This is a genomic window from Geobacillus sp. FJAT-46040 (assembly GCF_002335725.1).
Classification (GTDB): Bacteria; Bacillota; Bacilli; order Bacillales; family Anoxybacillaceae; genus Geobacillus; species Geobacillus thermoleovorans.
Genome location: NZ_NISS01000001.1, coordinates 228,781 through 246,260, shown reverse-complemented (window position 1 = coordinate 246,260; position 17,480 = coordinate 228,781). Strand labels below are relative to the sequence as shown.

Sequence of the window (17,480 nt, the reverse complement as noted above, 5' to 3'; positions counted from 1 at the left end):
ACACTACCGCCCGCCCAAAGGAGGCCGCCCACCCTCAGCTGTTCTGCTCGCGCCAGCGCTCCCACTCATCCTCACTCATCAACACATCGCGCGGTTTGCTGCCGCGCGCCTCCGAAATCAACCCTCGTTCCTCCATCATCTCGATCAACCGGGCAGCGCGGTTGTAGCCGATGCGGAAATGACGCTGCAGGCTCGATGTCGACGCCCCTCCTTGGGCGATGACAAACCGGCACGCCTCCTCGAACAGTTCGTCATCCTCGCCGCCCATCGACGCCGTTTGCCGAAAATCGTCCGGATCAAACAGATAGGATGGGCCTTGCTTCTCTTTCACGTGCGCTGCCACCCGCTCGATCTCCTCATCAGAAATAAAGCAGCCTTGCAGCCGCACCGGCTTGGCCGAACCATTTTCCAAAAACAGCATATCGCCGCGCCCAAGCAGCCGCTCAGCCCCATTCACATCTAAAATGGTGCGCGAATCGACTTGGGAGGAGACGGAAAACGCAATGCGCGTCGGAATGTTCGCCTTGATCAATCCCGTGAGGACATCGACCGACGGCCGCTGCGTCGCGATCAGCAGATGGATGCCGCACGCCCGCGCTTTTTGCGCCAGCCGGCAAATCGATTCTTCGACATCGGCTGGAGCGGCCATCATGAGGTCCGCTAGCTCATCAATGACGATGACGATGTACGGCAGCGGCGGCTCGCTGCTTCCGCGTTCGCGAAGATGGGCGTTATACTTTTCAATATCGCGCACGCCGGCGTGGACAAACTGTTCATACCGCCGTTCCATTTCGCCGACCGCCCACTTGAGCGCCCCCGCCGCCGCCTTCGCCTCGGTGATCACCGGGCTGAGCAAATGCGGCAGCCCGTTGTACGGCGCCAGTTCGACCATTTTTGGATCAATAAGCAGCCATTTCACTTCGTGCGGCGCTGCTTTATACAACATGCTGATAAGCATCGCGTTCATGCATACGCTTTTTCCCGACCCGGTCGCCCCGGCGATCAGCCCATGCGGCATTTTTCGGATGTCAGTCACGACCGGCGCACCGCTAATGTCAAGCCCAAGCGCCACGGTGAGCGGCGATGGGCTTTTACGGAACGCTTCGCTTTCTAAAATTTCCCGCAGGCGCACCGGACGGCTCGTTCGGTTCGGCACTTCAATGCCGATCGTCCGTTTTCCCGGGATCGGCGCCTCGATGCGAATGTCCTTCGCCGCCAGACTGAGTTTGATATCATCGATTAAACTCGTAATCTTGCTCACTTTCACTCCTAAATCCGGCTGCACTTCAAACCGCGTCACCGTCGGTCCTTGCGTCGCCCCAACGACTTTGGCGCCGATATGGAAGCTCGCAAACGTCCGGTCCAAACGCTGGCATTGGTCGCGAAGCCACTGCTCGTCGCGTTCGGCCGCTTTCTCGGGCGGTTCAAGAAGCGCCAATGGCGGCAGCACGCAGCCGTTCGATCGATTCGCCGCCTTTTCTTCGAGTTTGCGCCAATCTTGCTTTAACATGATCACATTATACGGGATGCGCGTTCGTTCGGGGCGGGAAGCCTCCTCCCGGCCCGCGGGCGCCGCCGAGTGACGGATTTCGCGATCTGGGGTCGTCTCCCGCTGTTCTGTCGAAGAAGCGCTCCCTCCGTCTCCATTCTTCCTCATCTGTGACGGCACCCCTCGTCCTTCGCTCTCCAAGCCGCCGTCTGTTGCGTGCGGCGCGCGTTCGTTGCCTCGTTCGTCCAGCTCCCGCCCTTTCTTTTCATCCGCCTCGGCATCACGTTCTTCCTGCCCTGCCGCCGGCGCCAGCTCATGTTTTCCTTCCGTTTCCATAACAGCCGCGGGCATCGCTCCGCTCGCGTCTTCGTTCCATTCCTCTGCCCCCTTGGCCAAAGGCGCCTCTTCTTTTGGCGGTTCAGCCGCCCGGCTTTCCGTGCCCTCTCGCGCGTCTCGCCGTGTCGCTTCACCGCGGAGGGCCTCTTCCCGAACCGCCTCATCGCTCCGATTCTCCATGTCCCCCGCACCGGTCAGCCCGGGTTCATCCGCTCGTTGCCGCTGTTTCCCCCGATTCCGATCATATCCAAAAACCGGGGATGGCACATCGGACGGGCGGAACGGCCGTTTTTCCGCTATTTCCCTTGAAACGCCAGCCGACGGGCGCCGACTCGGCAGCGGCCGGGATGCCTCGCTTTTCGCCCGCCCCGACCTTTCCCGATTTTCACCGGGCTGGTCATCCGGAATCAACGGAAAGCGGAAGCGGCCTTGCGGATATTGGTAAATGACATTCACCGCGCCGCGTTCGGGCATGCTGGCCGACAGAGGGGAATTCGCTCGCTGTTCGTTCCCTTCCTCTTCCTCATCGCTCGTGAGAAAACGAAGCCATCGTTTCCAAAATTTCATCCATCACGTCACTCTTTCTTTGCCTTCATTGTCGGAAAAAACGCCACTGGCGTCGTTCCAGTGGCGAAACAACAGTCGGAATCCGTCTGCACCGCCCGTCGGAACGTCAAAAAACGAACGGCTGGCCGACCTCATACTCATCGGACAGCACCAAAATGCCTTTCTCCTGCGGGGCGTTTGGCAGCCCAAGCTCGCGGGCCGAACAAATCATGCCGGATGACCGGACGCCGCGCAGCTCGCTTTCTTGAATGACGAGGCCGTTTGGCATCACGGCGCCGATTTTGGCGACGACGACTTTTTGCCCTTCGGCGACGTTCGGCGCTCCGCAGACGATTTGCAGCACCTCACCGCCGACATCGACTTGGCAGACGCTCAATTTATCGGCGTTCGGATGCTTCGTTTTCTCTTTCACATATCCGACGACAAACTTCGGCGACAAGTCAGCTTCGATCGGTTCGTCAAAACCGTTTTTCGCCAAGATGTCGTTGATGACGCCGACGAGCTCCTCATTCACTTCCAGCGGACCGTTGCCGGAAAACGGATAGTACGAAGACGCGGAAAAAATGTTATAGCCGACCGTCTCGCCCGTCCGTTCGGACATGATGCGGACGACATCGCCTTGTCTGACAAACGTCCGTTCCTCATCCGCCGCCGGTTTCAGCGACACGAGCAGCACGTCGCCGACCCCTTCTCGGTTGTAAAACACGTTCATCGCTTCATTCCTCCTTGCCGCTACGTTCTCCGTTTTTTTCCTAAAATAAAAATCGGTTCAAGTTTCCCATTTTCGTATAAAAACGACAGCGCCGTGATCGGCACGCGGCCGCCGGCAAAAAAGCTCATCGTCATTTGCGCGAGCACGTCATAACCGATGTCGTTGCGGACATCAGCGATGATGAGCACATCTTGATGCGGAACAGCGACGGCCATCGTTCCTTCCACGCGCGCCCGCATGCCGGCCAAAAACGATTCGTTTAAAATGCGGCTCGCATCATACCCGTCATTGGTGTTCACAAAATAAAACACGTTGTCGGCCACCCGATCCTCTTTCACCGGCGTCGGCAGCGACCGAACGTTGAAACGGGCGATTTCCTTCACCCGCTCGCGGCTCCATTTGTCTTTCTCCAGCATGCGCTCATCAATCAAGCGATACGTTTTGCCGAGATCAAGCGCATAGTAAATGCGCGTTTCGGCTGTATGATCATCAAACAGCAACGGAATGCCTTCTTTCGTCTCCGTCGGAAACGACGCCGAGCGAATGACGGGATAAATGTTTCCCTCGTTGCCGGAAAGCGCCGCGTCTTCCTCCATTGTTTTCAACGTTTCCTCTATATAATAAACGACTTCGCGCACCGCCTCATCTTTTTGTTCGTGCCATTTGGCGATCACGCCGGGAAGCGAGATCGTGACGCCTTTTTTCGTGCGGCGGTCTTCGACACGCATCGCGTCTTGCTTGGCGTCAAAGCGAAACGTCCAGTGCCGGTGGGCGACGAGACGCTCTTTAATCTTCTCATACATTTGCCGGCTGTTCATTCGTGTTCCTCCTTGTTTTGCCGGCGGCCGTGCCTTCCGTTTCCCTCTTTCGGCCGGGACTTGGCCAAAGGCGCATCCGGCGTTGACAATGCCAGGCCATGCCCGTGCGGCGTTTTCCACCGTTTGACGTTGCCAGCCGCTCGGTCTAGATCCTCGCGCGGCCCGCTCATTCAGCCGGCCGCCATCATCGGCATGACCGTTCGTTATTTATCATACATGGAACGACCCGTTTTGACAAAGCCATTCATATTGACCGGCCAAAAGCTCGACGATGTGGGAAAACATCGCCGATCGGTCAACGCGCCCGTTCGTCAATACGCCGACCGCGCCTTCTTTCCGCCGAACGTTCCTCCGCCCGGTGTACGCTTCCATCACGTCGCCGAGCTCGCGCCCCGCCTCGATGCCGGCGCCGACGTCCGGCGGGAGGGCGAGGCGTGCACCGCCGGCGGCCACCATCACTCCGTCTCGGTCAACGAGCGCCCCCCAGTTGCACAGCCACCATTGCCCATCGATCTTCGTCACGCCGCCTTCCAATCCGATGCCGATGTCCGCCTCCGTCGCTTCGAGCGCCCGTTTGGCGCGCCTGATGGCGCCAAGCCGCGTCTCTTCATCGGACAGCGGCTGCGCGGAAACGCCTGATGGCACCTCAAGCGATACAATGCGGTATTCCTTTTCCGAAAGCACCGCCCGAACGGCGGCGATTTTCGCTTCGTTGTTCGTTCCAACCGCAACGGTTTTCATCCAGTGCCCTCCTTGTCATGGAAAAGGAGAAGCCCTCGCTTCTCCTCAGCTGTTTTGGCGAATCGTCTCGACCGTCGTCCGGTCGCACCGTTTGACGAGCTCAACGATGAGCTGTTTGGCCGCCGCGTAATCGTCGACATGAATGATCGACGCATGCGTATGAATGTAGCGGGCGCAAATGCCGATCACCGCCGACGGCACGCCGCGGTTGGCGATATGCACCCGCCCGGCGTCGGTTCCGCCGCCTGGGGAAATGAAAAACTGGTACGGGACGCCGATCGTTTCCGCCGTATCAAGCACAAATTCGCGCATGCCGCGGTGCGTAATCATCGTCCGGTCGTACAAGCGGATGAGCGCTCCTTTGCCGATATGGCCGAACGCCTGCTTGTCGCCGGACATATCGTTGGCCGGGCTGGCTTCCAAGGCGAAAAAGATATCCGGGTTGATCATCGCTGCCGCCGTCTGGGCCCCACGCAGCCCGACCTCTTCCTGCACGGTCGCCCCGGCGTACAAGACGTTCGGCACTGTTTCGCCGTTCAGCTCTTTTAACAGCTCGATCGCCAACCCGCAGCCAAACCGATTGTCCCACGCTTTTGCCATCACGGTTTTTCCGTTGGCAAGCAAAGTGAACGGGCTGACCGGCACGATCGGCTGGCCGGGGCGAATGCCGACTCGTTCGGCATCTTCACGGCTTTCCGCTCCGATGTCAATCAACATGTTTTTGATCTCCATCGGTTTTTTGCGCTGCTCCTCATCAAGCAAATGCGGCGGAATCGACCCGATCACGCCGATGACCGGCCCTCCGTCCGTGATAATCTGCACGCGCTGGGAGAGCAGCACTTGATCCCACCAGCCGCCGAGCGGCTGAAACCGAATCATGCCATTGTCGGTGATCGCCGTCACCATAAATGCGACTTCATCCATATGGCCGGCGACCATCACCGTCGGGCCCGCCTCATCACCGCGTTTGACGCCGAAAAGGCTCCCGAGGCGGTCTTGCACAATGTCATCGGCGTATTTCGCGAGCTCTTGGCGCATAAACTGCCGCACCGGATGTTCATAACCCGGTGCGCCTGGAAGCTCGGTCAACGTTTGGAATAATTGCAGCGTGTCCTCATTCATCACGCGTCTCCCTTTCTATGTTCGATTTCACCGTTCCGTTTCTTTCCGTCCTTCTTACATGTTCCGCCAAAATCGGCTATACTAAACCGTATCAAAGCGAGAAGGAGGAAAGAAACATGGCTTGGAAACAGTGGCTCGTCGGCGCCGCCGTCGGTGCGGCCGTCGTCTATGCCATCCGCTCCGCTTCCAAACCGGCGCTCCTTGCCCCGGAACAAGCGCTGGCGCTGGCGAAAGCCGCGCTTGGCGGTCCGCGCGCCATCCGCGGTTCCTGGATTCAGTCCGCCCCGGAGCGGTATGAGAAGGACGGCTTGACGTACACCGTATACCGCGGCGGCGTCTGCCGCGACGACGGGGATGACGAGTTTTTCATCAACGCCTACACGGGAGCCATCGTAGACGCCAAGCCGCTGTCATAGCGGTCGCTCCCGCTTCACGGCAGCTTCCATCGTTCCGTCGGCCCGCCATTTGACCGCCCGGTAATAGGCGTCGTGATAAAACGTAAACCACGCGTTTCTTTCTATGCCGTACGGGAGCCATCGCTGTTTGGCAAAAATCGAATCCATCGGGTAATCGTCGTACGCCATCACCCAAAGGACGTTTTGATGGGCGTGCGTGCCAAGCAAATCGCCAAGATGAATGGCCGTCTCCCCGTCTGATTCGATGAGCACGATCGCATGCCCGGCGCTATGCCCGCCGGTATGGACGAGGCGGATGCCAGGAACGACTTCCGTTTCCTTTGTAAACGGAACGACTTGATCCGCGATCGGCTCCCAATTTTCTTTCCAATACGTATTGCACGATCGGATGTTCGGGTTTCGCATTTCCTCCCACTCGACATCCGAGGTGATGATCGCCGCGCGCGGAAACGCCGGCACGAGCCGTCCGTCTTCCCAAACGGTCAATCCGCACGCATGGTCAAAATGCAAATGGGTCATGATGACGATGTCGATGTCGCGCCGCGTCAGCCCGAGCTTGGCAAGCGATTCATCAATCGCTGATTCTTCCGTGACGCCGAAGTTTCGCTTTTGCTTGTCGGTCAGCTTGCCGTTGCCGATGCCGGATTCAATGAGCAGCCGTTTTCCATAGGCTTCCACCAAAATCGGATCGGTGCGCAGCTCGATTTGATTGTTGTCGTTCGGCGGATATTTTTTCGACCAAAGCGGTTTCGGCACGACGCCAAACATCGCCCCGCCGTCAAGATGGGTGACGCCGCCCCGAAGCCATGTCAATGTGACTTGTCCAATTCGCAACTGTTCCATTTCCTCTCTCCCCCCTCCACTAGTGTACCATTTTCTCCATCAATCGGAAATAGAAAAAGACCCGACCAATCGGTTCGGGCCTATGACGACTGCCGCGGCGGGCGCACCGCCTCGCATCGGTAAATGCGGTTTCCTTTGGCAGAAAATTTTTCCTCATACTCTGTCATGACATTGTCCGTCATGCCGCTTTGATGCAAGTCGAGCTGGACCGATGCGAGCACAAACCCATATTGCGACAAACTGACAAGCGAGTATTCGAAAAACGATTGATTGTCCGTTTTCAAATGGATGTCTCCGTCTTCCGCCAAAATGCGGTCATAGAGCGCCAAAAAGTCCCGATACGTCAGCCGCCGCTTTTCGTGCCGCTTTTTCGGCCATGGGTCGGAAAAGTTCAAATAAATGCGCGACACTTCCCCGTCGGCAAAAAACGCGGTCAGATCTTTCGCATTGGCGTTCAGCAGCTTGACGTTCGCGAGCCCGCTTTCGATCAGTTTGTCAAGCGCGGACACGAGCACGCTCGGGTACAGCTCGATGCCGATGAAATTGACATCCGGATGAAGTTTGGCCATTTCCGTGATAAATTTGCCTTTCCCCGTCCCGATCTCGACATGGAGCGGTTGGTCGTGGCCGAACAGCTCGCGCCATCGCCCGCGCTTTGTTTCGGGATCGGGAATGACGTATTGCGGATACGCGGCGATTTTGTCTTTCGCCCACGGTTTGTTGCGCAAACGCATATTGACACCTCAGCCTTGTTTCCGTTTGTTGGTTTGACGATACCACACTCGCGCCAAAGAAGCAAACGCGAAAAAACGCCCGGGCTTGAACGCTCTCCCGCCTACGCTCACGCGTAGAAGCAGGGGGTCTTTTCGGTTTCGAATCATAAACTCGGCTCGATCCGGGCATGATAAAACCGTACAGCCTGGCGAAAGGATGGTGACCAGCATGCCGCTCAACTATAACCATCAATTGACCGTACTTCGCGACATTTTATCCGAACATCAGCTCGATTGCTGCGGAACGGTTTCCGAATGCGAACAAATTGAACGGCTCGCCAAATCGCTGCTCGCCAACGATGAGGTGAACAGCCAAGTCAAGCAAATTCTCCCCCATATTTACGCTTATGGCCAAGGCGGGAAATACAGCGCTGACTTAAACGCCCACATTTCCGCCCACCAAGGCCAGCTCGCCGATTGGGTGAATGGGCTGTCCTGACCGCGGCGCCTTCGTCATCGGCAGCGGAAACAAATGGCGCGGCGGCAGCCGAACACAGCGATCGCGCAGCCCCCGGCGCCAGCCGTTCGGACGCTGAGGCCTCGCTTGGTCAACTCTCTACCATGACGCGCTTCAATAACCGAAGCGACTGCTCCTTTTCTTTTTGGCCATCCTTCCCTTTCGGCCAAAACAGCGAGTGCAACGTATGAGCGATCGTATACCACTTTAGGCGGAGGCCAAGCTCCTGGCTCCATTCCCATCCGTACTGGTCGAGCCACGTCTTCCATTCGGCGCGCGGAATGTACAGATGAAGGAGCATGCCGATGTCGATCGCCGGATCGGCGATCATCGCTCCGTCCCAATCGATCAAGTACAACGTGCCATCATCGGCCAGCAGCCAATTGTTATGGTTGATGTCACAGTGGCAGACAACATATTCGCCATCCGGCAATGACGACACATGCTGCTCCAGCCAGTCAAGCGCCTGACAGACGACAGAACCACCGACCGGATGACGCCGCTGCTGCTCAGCGAGGAGAGCGAGCATTTTCTTCGCGCGCAGCGGAGATTTGCCGAGCCGCTTCAGCATCGTCACCAGCTCTTTTGAACGATGGATTTTCCTTAGCAGCGCCGCCACTTGCTCGCTTCCCATCTCCCACGGCTTCAGCTCCCGGCCGTTCAGCCATTGCTGGGCCGTAAACACATCGCCGTTTTCGAGCCGTTTCGTCCATACAAGCTTCGGGACGATGCCCTCGGCCGACAATACAGCCAGAAACGGAGAAGAATTCCGCTTTAAAAACAATTTCTTTCCTTCATATTCCGCAAAATACGCATCCCCTGTAGCGCCGCCAGCGGGAGTGATCTCCCACTCCTTACCTAGTAACTGTTCCAAGCGTGTTCACCTGCGACTTAAAAATAGAAACATCTCCGTTTGCTTCTCGCGCCCAAATAAAAAGGACGGCCAGGCCGCGTCCTTCCTCCGTCCGTTTTACTTGTATTATACTGAAATACCGCTCCGGCATGCAAACATTTTTCTCGGCAAACGCCCTGCTTAAAACTGCCAAAGCGGAAGTGCCCCGCGTCTCTCACTCCGATCGGCCGCCCTTTCCTGTTTCGTCTCAACTGGAACACCGTTCATTGGGTGCGCCAAAGACGAGCGCAGCCGCTCTTGCAAAGGGCTGACGACTGAAACAAACAACCTGCTCAACGCCGGTCTTTCTCAAGTGCAGAAGGATTGCCAAATCGGCTTCTCCTTTCCGACAACCCCCATTGGCTTGGCGAACATACTCGTTTTTCATCGGCCTTCCAAAGGTCTTGTGGCGAACCCCGCGCGCCGTCTGAGCGGTCACCCTGCAGGATGGACGAGCACCCATGTGCCGATGCCGTCAAGCCGAAGCATGCCGCGCGCTTGGCCAAAGGGCGTTGTCCCGCATCGCTGTCCGTCGCATACAACCGCCCACTCGCGCTCGTCGGGGAGCGCAATGGCTGTCTCTTTCTCCTCGTTATGATGCACGACGATGATGTCCTCCCAAGGCCCATAGACGGCGGCATCATGCAATCGGTAGGCGATGACCGACGGCGGCAGCGGCTCAAGAAACGTGAAATGACGCAGCACTTCCGCCTCCGTGGCGAGGCGAAATGCGCCATGCGCACGGCGAAGGGCGATCAATCCTTGAACGTAGCGGACGTCGTCTTCATAGCGGCTTTTCCGCTCCCAATCCAGCTGATTGACCGCATCCGGCGATCGGTAGCTGTTCCCATCGCCGCCTTTCGTCCGATAAAACTCTTGGCCGCTGTGCAAAAACGGAATGCCTTGCGCCAACAGAACGATCGCCGTCGCCAGCTTTTGCCGCTTTCGCCGGAGCCATTCCGGCTCATCATGGTTGGCCGCCTCCATCTTATCCCAAAACGTATGGTTGTCATGACATTCGACGTAATTGATTGACTGACGCGGGTGGCAAAACAGCCCGCCGAGCGCTCGCAAGCTCCCGGCAATGGCGAGCTTCACCTGTTCTCGCCCGCCTGGGTTGCCGAGGGCGAACCCACGGTCCGGCAAATGAAAGGTGCTCCCTTTCACCGCATCGCGAAACCGGTCATTGAAATAAGCGAAGCGCGGCAGCTGCTTGGCGTTGGCCATCGTCGCCTTTTGTTCCGGTGGAAGAGGCGTCGGCAAATCCCACCCTTCCCCATACACAAGGATCGACGGATCGATGGCGTCGAGGGCATCGCGCACCGCTTTCATCGTCTCGATATCGTGCACGCCCATCAAATCAAAGCGGAACCCGTCAATGCCATATTCTTTCGCCCAAAACACCACCGAATCGACGATCCAGCGGCGCGCCATCCGCCGCTCCGAAGCGATGTCGTTGCCGACGCCGGTGCCGTTGGCCGGTTGGCCATAGGCGTCGTAGCGGAAGTAATAACCGGGAACGAGCTTCTCAAGCGGCGATTGCTCCCGGTCATAGACATGGTTGTAGACCGCATCCATCACGACGCGCAAGCCATTTTCGTGCAGCGTGTGGATCGCCTGCTTCAATTCTACAATGCGCGCGTATGGATCCGCTGGATCGGTCGCATAACTCCCTTCCGGCGCATATAGATGAAGGGGATTGTATCCCCAGTTGTAAGCCGCTTGTGGGTCGCGCTCATCGACGCCCGCAAAGTCCATAAACGGCATGAGCTGCACATGGGTGACGCCCAGCTCTTTGACATACGAAAGCCCGGTGGCCGTCCCGTTCGGCCCGCTCGTGTTCGTTTCGGCCAGCCCGAGATACTTCCCTTTATGGACGGCGCCGCTGTCCGGGTGGCTGGTAAAGTCGCGGATGCTCAGCTCATAAATGATGGCATCCGTCGGCGAACAGAGCGGTGGAAGCGGCAAAGAGGGCGGCGCCAGCTTCGTTTTCTCCCAGTCGATCACGACGCCGAACTCGCCATTGACCGAAACCGCGGTCGCATACGGGTCCACTGCCTCGCGCCATACGCGGTTGATGCAGGCGATATATGTGTAACGCGCTCGCTCCCAATCGCCGGGGACGACGGCTGACCATACGCCGCGTTCGCCGCGCACAAGCGGCACGCAGCGGATCTCGTCGAGATGCGGATGAACCAGCTTGACGCTAACCGCGGTGGCGGTCGGCGCCCATACGCGAAATACCGTCTGTTCTTTGAGATACTCCGCTCCTAACGGTCCATCATAGAAAAACCGATCATCAAATGCAGGAGTGCGCACAACGGCGCCGATTTGAACATCGGTCTCCTCCCCGCGGCAAGAACGCACCCAGTATGTCGCTCCAAACTCGAACGCGGATGCAAACCGGCACACATATTTCACCGTCTCCCCAACATCCTCGACGTGCTGCACGGACAGCGGAATCTCCTCGCCGCTCGGCGCCACGAGCGTAAACGGCGCCATTCCATCAAAGCCGAGCGATTTCGGCGCAAGCACAACGATTTGATCCATCTCGTCCAAATAGGCGGCAAACGTTCGGCTGATGTGAAGCATGTGCGTTCACCCCTTTTTTCTCCCGTTAATACCATCATACGTAAAAGAAAAAGGGCGGTGCCAAATCATCGGCCGGTCGCCCTATCGATGCACAGATGTTTCTATTGTTGCCCTTCCTCGCCGCTCATATTCCCGTCATGGCGGCGGTCGTAAAAGCTGGCGCAATGGCGAAGCAGCGCCTCAGCCGCTTTCAGCTGCCCGTGCCGAAGCGGGAGAGCGGAGCGGCGCAGGCGGGAAAACCACTCGTCATAATTTCGCTTATCAATATAGCGGATAAACGGAAAAAGACCGCCGCTGTCAATGTAGCCGGAGCGGTTTAACAGCACGAGGTGGATCGGCCAATCGACCTCATGTTTGCGAAAAATCTCCGAAACGATCTGCTCCGTCCGCCGCAGCGACACGACCGGGTTGACCAGCCTCGTTTCGTTCGTTCCGGCCTGTTCCACCCAAAACCGGCCGGTTGACGCCATGACGATGTTGTCCGGCCTTCCTTCGACGAAGGCAATGCACCAGAGCGCGGATGGCGTCAACATCATCGTCTCCAGCTCCACCGGCGCCTTGCCGACCATCGCCACAGGCCGGTAAAAGCATAAATGCGTATCCGGAAACCGCTGCAAAAAATATTTCAACGTCTCATCGCCATACACGGCTTCATCGAGGGAGGAAACGTACATCATCGTGGAACTCGCCCATTTCAGCTGCAACTCGAACAACTCATCCAAAAACTGCTGTTTCAATTCCTCCAGAGTAGCCGCCGGACGAGCCATCGGCGCAAGAGAAAACGTCTCTTCTTCCGTAAGCGCGGCACGGCGGCGCCGTCGTTTCGTCAGCCGTTCCCACCATGACGGTTTGTCAAGCCAAGCATTCCACGTCTCGCCCGTTTCAAGCCATCCGCTGGCCTCAGCCGTTCGTTCGGCTTGCCACCGCGCTTTTGCCTGCTCCCATTGCCGCTGCTTCAGCCGGATGAACTCCGGCACATAATAGTACACATCCGTTTCGTAGCGGGAAATGCAATCCATGAGTTTAACGAGCTGACCCATTGTTTCACCTGCTATTTCCGGCCATTCATCGGCGCGCCAAGCAACGGGAACACGGCGATCGCTTCGTACTTCGGCGTCTGTTCCATATTCGTCCGATACAGCACGATCTCAGGCACCGAAAACACCGCCTTGGCCGCGGCAAGCGAACGGAGGCGATCCGGGTGAAACGGTTCGGCTCCCTGCCATTTGCGAGCGATCGTAATATGCGGGGCAAACGGCCGCCGGTCCAAGGAAAACCCAAGCTTCATGCACGCTTCATACACGTCGCGCCGCAGCGCATGCAGCCGCTCTTCCATTTCGACTCCTTGCCAAAAAATGCGCGGCGCCGTCCGCTCCCCGAACGTCCCAAGCCCGGCAAGCACGAGGGGAAACGGGGCGCATCGGGCGGCGGTGGCGGCCATCGCTTCGCACAGCGGCGCCATTTTTTTCGGCGGCACATCGCCTAAAAACGCGAGGGTGATATGATAGTCCTCTTCATGCACCCATGTGCGAAACGGCAGCGACGGCGCCGCATTGCTCGAAAAACGGGCGATGGCTTGTTTCGCTTCGGCTGCCAGCGGAACAGCGATGAAATAATGACTCCGTTTCATCCTTTCTCACCTGCCGATTTGGTCGTTTTTTCCAGTTTCCCCAACCAAATGAGCACGAACACTCCAACGATGGTGCAAGCGCCAAAAAACACGTAGACAGCGCCAATCTGCCAACGCTCAAACAAATATCCGCCCACCAACGTGCAAAACCACGCGCCAAGTCCGCTGCTCGTCGCCGAGTAAAGGGCGACGGCCGTCGCCTGCACCCGCTCGGGCGCCAAGCGGCGCACATACTGGAGGGCGGTTGGAATTGCCAGCCCGACCGAACATCCTTGAACGATCGCTGTGATATAGACAAACCAAAGCGGCGGATCGGCGACATACGACCACCAGCGGGCGGCCGACACGAGCGCAGCCAACACGAGCAGGCGCGTCATGCCGAACCGGCGGATGAGCCGGTCGGCCGTTTTCATAAACGGCGCTTCGCTTCCGGCAGCCAGCCAAAAGGCGAAGCCGATGCCGGTCAGCGTGCCGCCAAGCTCGTGGATCAACAGCCCGAAATAGGAATTGTTGGCATAAATCGGACCAAACAGCAAAAATGTTGCGACAAGCAGGAGCTGAAACGAGCGGACGGACAGCAGCCCGCGCACATCCTGAAACGTCAACGCCCCCGGCGCCGCCATCGGGTAGCGCGGCAGGCGGGCGGCCAAAACAGACGCGGCCAACAGCGCCAACGAAAAGGCGTAAAAAATGACCGCAAACGCGACATGATCGGACAGCCATCCGACAACCAACACCGACGCGGCAAACCCGATCGACCCCCAAAGCCGAATCGCCCCGTAGTTTCCGCCCGAGCGGCGCACATGATGAAGGGCGATGCTGTCTGAGAGCGGAACGATCGCGCTTTGCGCCGCCGAAAGCAGCACGGTCAGGGCGACGAACACCTGGTAGTTTCCGGCCAGCGAATAAAGAAGCCCAAACAGCGCTGTCACCCCGAGCGCCAGCGTCAACAGTTCGACCGGTTTGCGCGTATAATCGGCCGCCGTGCCCCAAAGCGGCTGGGCCGCCATCGTCACGATCGGGGGAAGCGACATGATCCAGCCGATCGCCGCCCCCGAAAGGCGCGCCTCTTCCTGCAAATAGACGGACAAAAGCGGAAACAACGCGCCAAAAGCAAAAAAGATGAGAAAATAAAAGAGCGGAAACACCTGTTTTCGCACCGCCGCCTCCCGTTTGAACGCCGCTTCCCGTCCCCCCTTTCGTTAAAACAACGCCCGCCCCGCTCTCTTTTTTCGCCGGGGCGGCGGACCGCCGTTTATTTCGCCAGCTCGTAGATCGCCTGCGCGTAAATGGCTGTCGCTTTCACCAAATCGTCGATTTCGATATACTCATCTTTCTGGTGGGCGACATCCGGACGGCCCGGAAACAACGCGCCAAACGCCACCCCGGCGGTCAAGGCGCGGGCGTATGTGCCGCCGCCGATGGCCAAAAGCCGGGCCGGCTCGCCCGTCTGCTCTTCGTAGACGCGCTGAAGCGTGCGGACAAGCTCGTGGCTCGGATCGATATAATGAGGCTTCGTATCGCTGAAACGGCTGAGCGCGAATCCATGTTCAGCCGCAGCGCCGGCGAGCGTCCGGCGGATCGCGTCACCGTCGGCCGTCACCGGATAGCGGATGTTCAGCCCAATCGTTCCGCCATGCCGCCGGTTATACGACAGCACCCCGACGTTGACCGTCAAGTCGCCGCTTTGTTCGTCCCGATACGCAAGGCCGAGCCGCCGGCCGCGGGCATCGCCGAAAAAGGCGGAGGCCACAAACTGAACGAACGGCCGGCTTCGGCCATCGAGCGGAAGCGACGCCAAAAACTGAGCCAAATAGACGCCGGCGTTTTTGCCGCGCTCCGGCTCGGCGCCATGAGCGGACACCCCTTCCAATTGAAAGACGACGGCCCCTTCGCTTTGCCTCATGCTCCCCTTTACGCCGCGCTCCCAGCAAAACTGTTCATAGAGGCCAAGCAGCTCCTCCGTCCGTCCCGCTCCTTCCACCACCGCTTCAGCCGCATCCGGCACCATGTTGTAGCGGCGCCCAGCTTGGAATGAGGCAAGCGCGAGCCCTTCCGCCTCCGCCGATTTAGGCGGGCGGTACGACAAATCGGCGTCAATGATTCCTTTTTCAGCATAAATGATCGGAAAATCAGCATCCGGCGCAAATCCGACATCCGGCATTTCCTCATAGCGAAAATAATGCTCCACACACCGCCAGTCGCTTTCCTCATCGCCCCCGATGATGAGCCGCACCCGCTTGCCAAGCGGCAGCCCGAGTTCACGGATGATTTTCATCGCGTAAAACGCCGCGACCGTCGGCCCTTTGTCATCGATCGCGCCGCGCCCGTAAAGGCGGCCATCGCGCACCTCAGCGGCAAACGGATCCATCGTCCAGCCGTCCCCGGGCGGCACGACGTCGATATGGCCGAGCACGCCGACAAGTTTCTCCCCATGCCCCATTTCGATATGCCCAGCAAATCCGTCCACATTTTTGACGCGAAACCCTTCCTCCCGGCCGCGGCGAAGCATATGCTCAAGCGCTTGGGCCACCTTGGGCCCAAACGGCGCGCCCGGCTGCGCCTGCTGATCCTCGCGGACGCTCGGAATGCGGACAAGCGCTTGCACGTCGCGGACAAGATCGTCTTTTCGTTTCTTCGCTTCGTTCATCCAGTCGATGTTCAACGCCATTCTTCCTTTCCTTATTCAACAACCTTTGTTGCCAACGTATCATATCAAAAACAGGAAGTCAAAATGTTTCATTCGTTGCAAATCGACTTCCGTTTCATGACAAAATGTTGAAATTTTTCGTGAATAGAAGCAACCGGGTAGCATTTTCCCTCTCATTTCGTGTACAATGGTAGTAAACAGACAAAGACATCTCTCATCTGCTAGCGGTCGGTTGTGCCATGCGAATGATGCTAAGATAGGGAGTGGTCTTTTGAAACCTTCAACACATCGGATGCTTACCCGCATCAAGTCCATGTATATGTACATTAGCGAAAAAGGAACGGTTACGACCCAAGAGCTTGTTGATGAGTTCGGCACCACCCCACGAACGATCCAGCGCGACTTGAACGTGCTTATGTACAACGATCTCGTTCGCAGCCCAAGCAAGGGCAAATGGACGACCACAAACAAAAAAGTGCGCATCTCTTCGTAAACCCGGTGCCAATAGGTCGTAAACCCGGTGCCAATAGGGTAGGCAAGATGGGAGATGAACGCAAACCACTTTTCCACAGATGAATATCCACTATTTTTCCATAAAAAAGGAACCGCGTCAGGTTCCTTTTTTTTCGTCCGTCTCTGGCCGGTATTGCTTCAACATGCCCACCTCTTCATCCGTCAATTCCCGATACTCGCCGACGGCCAAATCCGGGTCAAGCGGCAGCGGCCCCATTTGAATTCGTTTTAAATAGACGACCCGCTTGCCGACCGCTTGAAACATCCGCTTCACTTGATGGAACTTCCCCTCGGTGATCGTCACCTCGACATCGGAACGAAGGCCGGATTTCAACACAACGAGCTTGGCCGGCTTTGTTTCATAGCCGTCATCAAGGACGACGCCGCGCTGAAACGCCGCGACATCCGCTTCCGTCACTTCCCCGTCCACGACGGCAAAATACGTTTTCGGCACGTGTTTTTTCGGCGACAACAGCTGATGGGCGAGCTGGCCGTCATTCGTCAAGAGCAGCAGCCCTTCCGTATCTTTGTCAAGCCGCCCGACCGGAAACGGGGAAAATGCCCGGTCTTCTTCTTCAAGCAAATCGACGACCGTCTCTTCCACGGCATCTTCCGTCGCGGAAACGACCCCCGAAGGCTTATTCATCATCAAGTAAATGAACGGCTTGTACTCGACCGTTTCTCCCCAAACGGTCACGATTTGCTCATCCGGCCGCACTTTCGTTTTCGCATCACGGACCGGCGCGCCATCCACTTTCACCGCTCCGGACTTGAGCAGCTTTTTCACTTCCTTCCTCGTCCCATACCCCATATGGGCGAGCAGCTTGTCAATGCGCAGTTCCACAAATCTCCCTCCTAAAAATATGGCCTTCATTAGGCGTTCATCTAGTCCGCTTCCGCCTTCCCCCCATACACTGTGAAGGAAACAT

18 protein-coding genes are annotated in these 17,480 nt (G+C 57.8%); 3 read left to right on the top strand and 15 right to left on the bottom strand.

All coding sequences use genetic code 11. The annotated features are described in order from the left end of the window. Positions 1–34 precede the first annotated feature (34 nt). The 6 genes from CD000_RS01355 to CD000_RS01335 form a co-directional block, all read right to left on the bottom strand. The gene (locus CD000_RS01355; RefSeq protein WP_096224714.1) at positions 35–2,392 is read right to left on the bottom strand and encodes a DNA translocase FtsK; all 2,358 of its coding nucleotides are present in this window, start codon (positions 2,390–2,392) and stop codon (positions 35–37) included. Between the two features lie 106 nt (positions 2,393–2,498). Next, entirely contained in the window at positions 2,499–3,104 is a 606-nt protein-coding gene (gene ytpR, locus CD000_RS01350) for a YtpR family tRNA-binding protein (protein WP_013144448.1), read from the bottom strand. Between the two features lie 20 nt (positions 3,105–3,124). Next, positions 3,125–3,922 carry a DUF1444 domain-containing protein gene (locus tag CD000_RS01345; RefSeq protein WP_096224713.1) on the bottom strand — a complete coding sequence of 266 codons (798 nt, stop codon included), beginning with the start codon at positions 3,920–3,922 and terminating at the stop codon, positions 3,125–3,127. Then, positions 3,919–4,092 carry a hypothetical protein gene (locus CD000_RS18980; RefSeq protein ID WP_014196573.1) on the bottom strand — a complete coding sequence of 58 codons (174 nt, stop codon included), beginning with the start codon at positions 4,090–4,092 and terminating at the stop codon, positions 3,919–3,921. The genes CD000_RS01345 and CD000_RS18980 overlap by 4 nt, the downstream gene beginning before the upstream one ends. 40 nt (positions 4,093–4,132) lie before the next feature. Then, positions 4,133–4,663, bottom strand: a complete 531-nt coding sequence (locus CD000_RS01340) for a DUF84 family protein (RefSeq protein WP_096224712.1) — start codon at positions 4,661–4,663, stop codon at positions 4,133–4,135. Positions 4,664–4,708: 45 nt separating this feature from the next. Further along, a complete protein-coding gene (locus CD000_RS01335; protein ID WP_096224711.1) occupies positions 4,709–5,785 on the bottom strand; it encodes a M42 family metallopeptidase in 1,077 nt (358 codons plus the stop codon). A 116-nt stretch (positions 5,786–5,901) separates the two neighbouring features. Between CD000_RS01335 and CD000_RS01330 the strand changes: the two genes are divergently transcribed. Then, positions 5,902–6,201 carry a PepSY domain-containing protein gene (locus tag CD000_RS01330; protein WP_096224710.1) on the top strand — a complete coding sequence of 100 codons (300 nt, stop codon included), beginning with the start codon at positions 5,902–5,904 and terminating at the stop codon, positions 6,199–6,201. Here the strand turns inward: CD000_RS01330 and CD000_RS01325 are convergent. Continuing rightward, entirely contained in the window at positions 6,196–7,044 is an 849-nt protein-coding gene (locus tag CD000_RS01325; RefSeq protein WP_096224709.1) for a YtnP family quorum-quenching lactonase, read from the bottom strand. The genes CD000_RS01330 and CD000_RS01325 overlap by 6 nt on opposite strands. A gap of 80 nt (positions 7,045–7,124) precedes the next feature. Beyond that, positions 7,125–7,778 carry a tRNA (guanosine(46)-N7)-methyltransferase TrmB gene (gene trmB, locus CD000_RS01320; protein ID WP_096224708.1) on the bottom strand — a complete coding sequence of 218 codons (654 nt, stop codon included), beginning with the start codon at positions 7,776–7,778 and terminating at the stop codon, positions 7,125–7,127. A gap of 208 nt (positions 7,779–7,986) precedes the next feature. Between trmB and CD000_RS01315 the strand changes: the two genes are divergently transcribed. Further along, positions 7,987–8,256, top strand: coding sequence for a YtzH-like family protein (locus CD000_RS01315; protein WP_044744746.1), 270 nt, complete (start codon positions 7,987–7,989; stop codon positions 8,254–8,256). Positions 8,257–8,365: 109 nt separating this feature from the next. Here the strand turns inward: CD000_RS01315 and CD000_RS01310 are convergent, their stop codons facing one another. From CD000_RS01310 to pepV, 6 genes are all read right to left on the bottom strand, one after another. Beyond that, positions 8,366–9,148, bottom strand: a complete 783-nt coding sequence (locus CD000_RS01310) for a phosphotransferase family protein (protein ID WP_015375644.1) — start codon at positions 9,146–9,148, stop codon at positions 8,366–8,368. Between the two features lie 453 nt (positions 9,149–9,601). After that, positions 9,602–11,758, bottom strand: coding sequence for a type I pullulanase (gene pulA, locus CD000_RS01305; protein WP_011232301.1), 2,157 nt, complete (start codon positions 11,756–11,758; stop codon positions 9,602–9,604). Between the two features lie 101 nt (positions 11,759–11,859). Then, positions 11,860–12,798 (bottom strand): glucanohydrolase, encoded by a 939-nt coding sequence (locus tag CD000_RS01300; protein WP_096224707.1) that lies wholly within the window; start codon positions 12,796–12,798, stop codon positions 11,860–11,862. A gap of 11 nt (positions 12,799–12,809) precedes the next feature. Beyond that, positions 12,810–13,388, bottom strand: a complete 579-nt coding sequence (thpR, locus tag CD000_RS01295) for an RNA 2',3'-cyclic phosphodiesterase (RefSeq protein ID WP_096224706.1) — start codon at positions 13,386–13,388, stop codon at positions 12,810–12,812. Next, complete coding sequence (gene malA, locus CD000_RS01290; RefSeq protein ID WP_096224705.1) at positions 13,385–14,548, bottom strand: maltose permease; 1,164 nt, start codon at positions 14,546–14,548, stop codon at positions 13,385–13,387. The genes thpR and malA overlap by 4 nt, the downstream gene beginning before the upstream one ends. A 95-nt stretch (positions 14,549–14,643) precedes the next feature. Continuing rightward, on the bottom strand, positions 14,644–16,059 hold the full coding sequence (pepV, locus tag CD000_RS01285; RefSeq protein ID WP_096224704.1) for a dipeptidase PepV: 1,416 nt from the start codon (positions 16,057–16,059) through the stop codon (positions 14,644–14,646). Positions 16,060–16,309: 250 nt separating this feature from the next. On the opposite strand from pepV, the gene CD000_RS01280 reads away from it, so the two are divergent. Then, positions 16,310–16,531 carry a DeoR family transcriptional regulator gene (locus CD000_RS01280; RefSeq protein ID WP_096224703.1) on the top strand — a complete coding sequence of 74 codons (222 nt, stop codon included), beginning with the start codon at positions 16,310–16,312 and terminating at the stop codon, positions 16,529–16,531. A 117-nt stretch (positions 16,532–16,648) separates the two neighbouring features. Here the strand turns inward: CD000_RS01280 and CD000_RS01275 are convergent, their stop codons facing one another. Then, complete coding sequence (locus CD000_RS01275) at positions 16,649–17,395, bottom strand: pseudouridine synthase (protein ID WP_011232306.1); 747 nt, start codon at positions 17,393–17,395, stop codon at positions 16,649–16,651. Positions 17,396–17,480: the final 85 nt, after the last annotated feature.

Bases quoted from the DNA above. Each gene is read 5' to 3' on its own strand.
- CD000_RS01355 (WP_096224714.1), bottom strand. From the start codon at position 2,392: ATGAAATTTTGGAAACGATGGCTTCGTTTTCTCACGAGCGATGAGGAA.
- ytpR (WP_013144448.1), bottom strand. From the start codon at position 3,104: ATGAACGTGTTTTACAACCGAGAAGGGGTCGGCGACGTGCTGCTCGTG.
- CD000_RS01345 (WP_096224713.1), bottom strand. From the start codon at position 3,922: ATGAACAGCCGGCAAATGTATGAGAAGATTAAAGAGCGTCTCGTCGCC.
- CD000_RS18980 (WP_014196573.1), bottom strand. From the start codon at position 4,092: ATGAGCGGGCCGCGCGAGGATCTAGACCGAGCGGCTGGCAACGTCAAA.
- CD000_RS01340 (WP_096224712.1), bottom strand. From the start codon at position 4,663: ATGAAAACCGTTGCGGTTGGAACGAACAACGAAGCGAAAATCGCCGCC.
- CD000_RS01335 (WP_096224711.1), bottom strand. From the start codon at position 5,785: ATGAATGAGGACACGCTGCAATTATTCCAAACGTTGACCGAGCTTCCA.
- CD000_RS01330 (WP_096224710.1), top strand. From the start codon at position 5,902: ATGGCTTGGAAACAGTGGCTCGTCGGCGCCGCCGTCGGTGCGGCCGTC.
- CD000_RS01325 (WP_096224709.1), bottom strand. From the start codon at position 7,044: ATGGAACAGTTGCGAATTGGACAAGTCACATTGACATGGCTTCGGGGC.
- trmB (WP_096224708.1), bottom strand. From the start codon at position 7,778: ATGCGTTTGCGCAACAAACCGTGGGCGAAAGACAAAATCGCCGCGTAT.
- CD000_RS01315 (WP_044744746.1), top strand. From the start codon at position 7,987: ATGCCGCTCAACTATAACCATCAATTGACCGTACTTCGCGACATTTTA.
- pulA (WP_011232301.1), bottom strand. From the start codon at position 11,758: ATGCTTCACATCAGCCGAACGTTTGCCGCCTATTTGGACGAGATGGAT.
- CD000_RS01300 (WP_096224707.1), bottom strand. From the start codon at position 12,798: ATGGGTCAGCTCGTTAAACTCATGGATTGCATTTCCCGCTACGAAACG.
- thpR (WP_096224706.1), bottom strand. From the start codon at position 13,388: ATGAAACGGAGTCATTATTTCATCGCTGTTCCGCTGGCAGCCGAAGCG.
- pepV (WP_096224704.1), bottom strand. From the start codon at position 16,059: ATGGCGTTGAACATCGACTGGATGAACGAAGCGAAGAAACGAAAAGAC.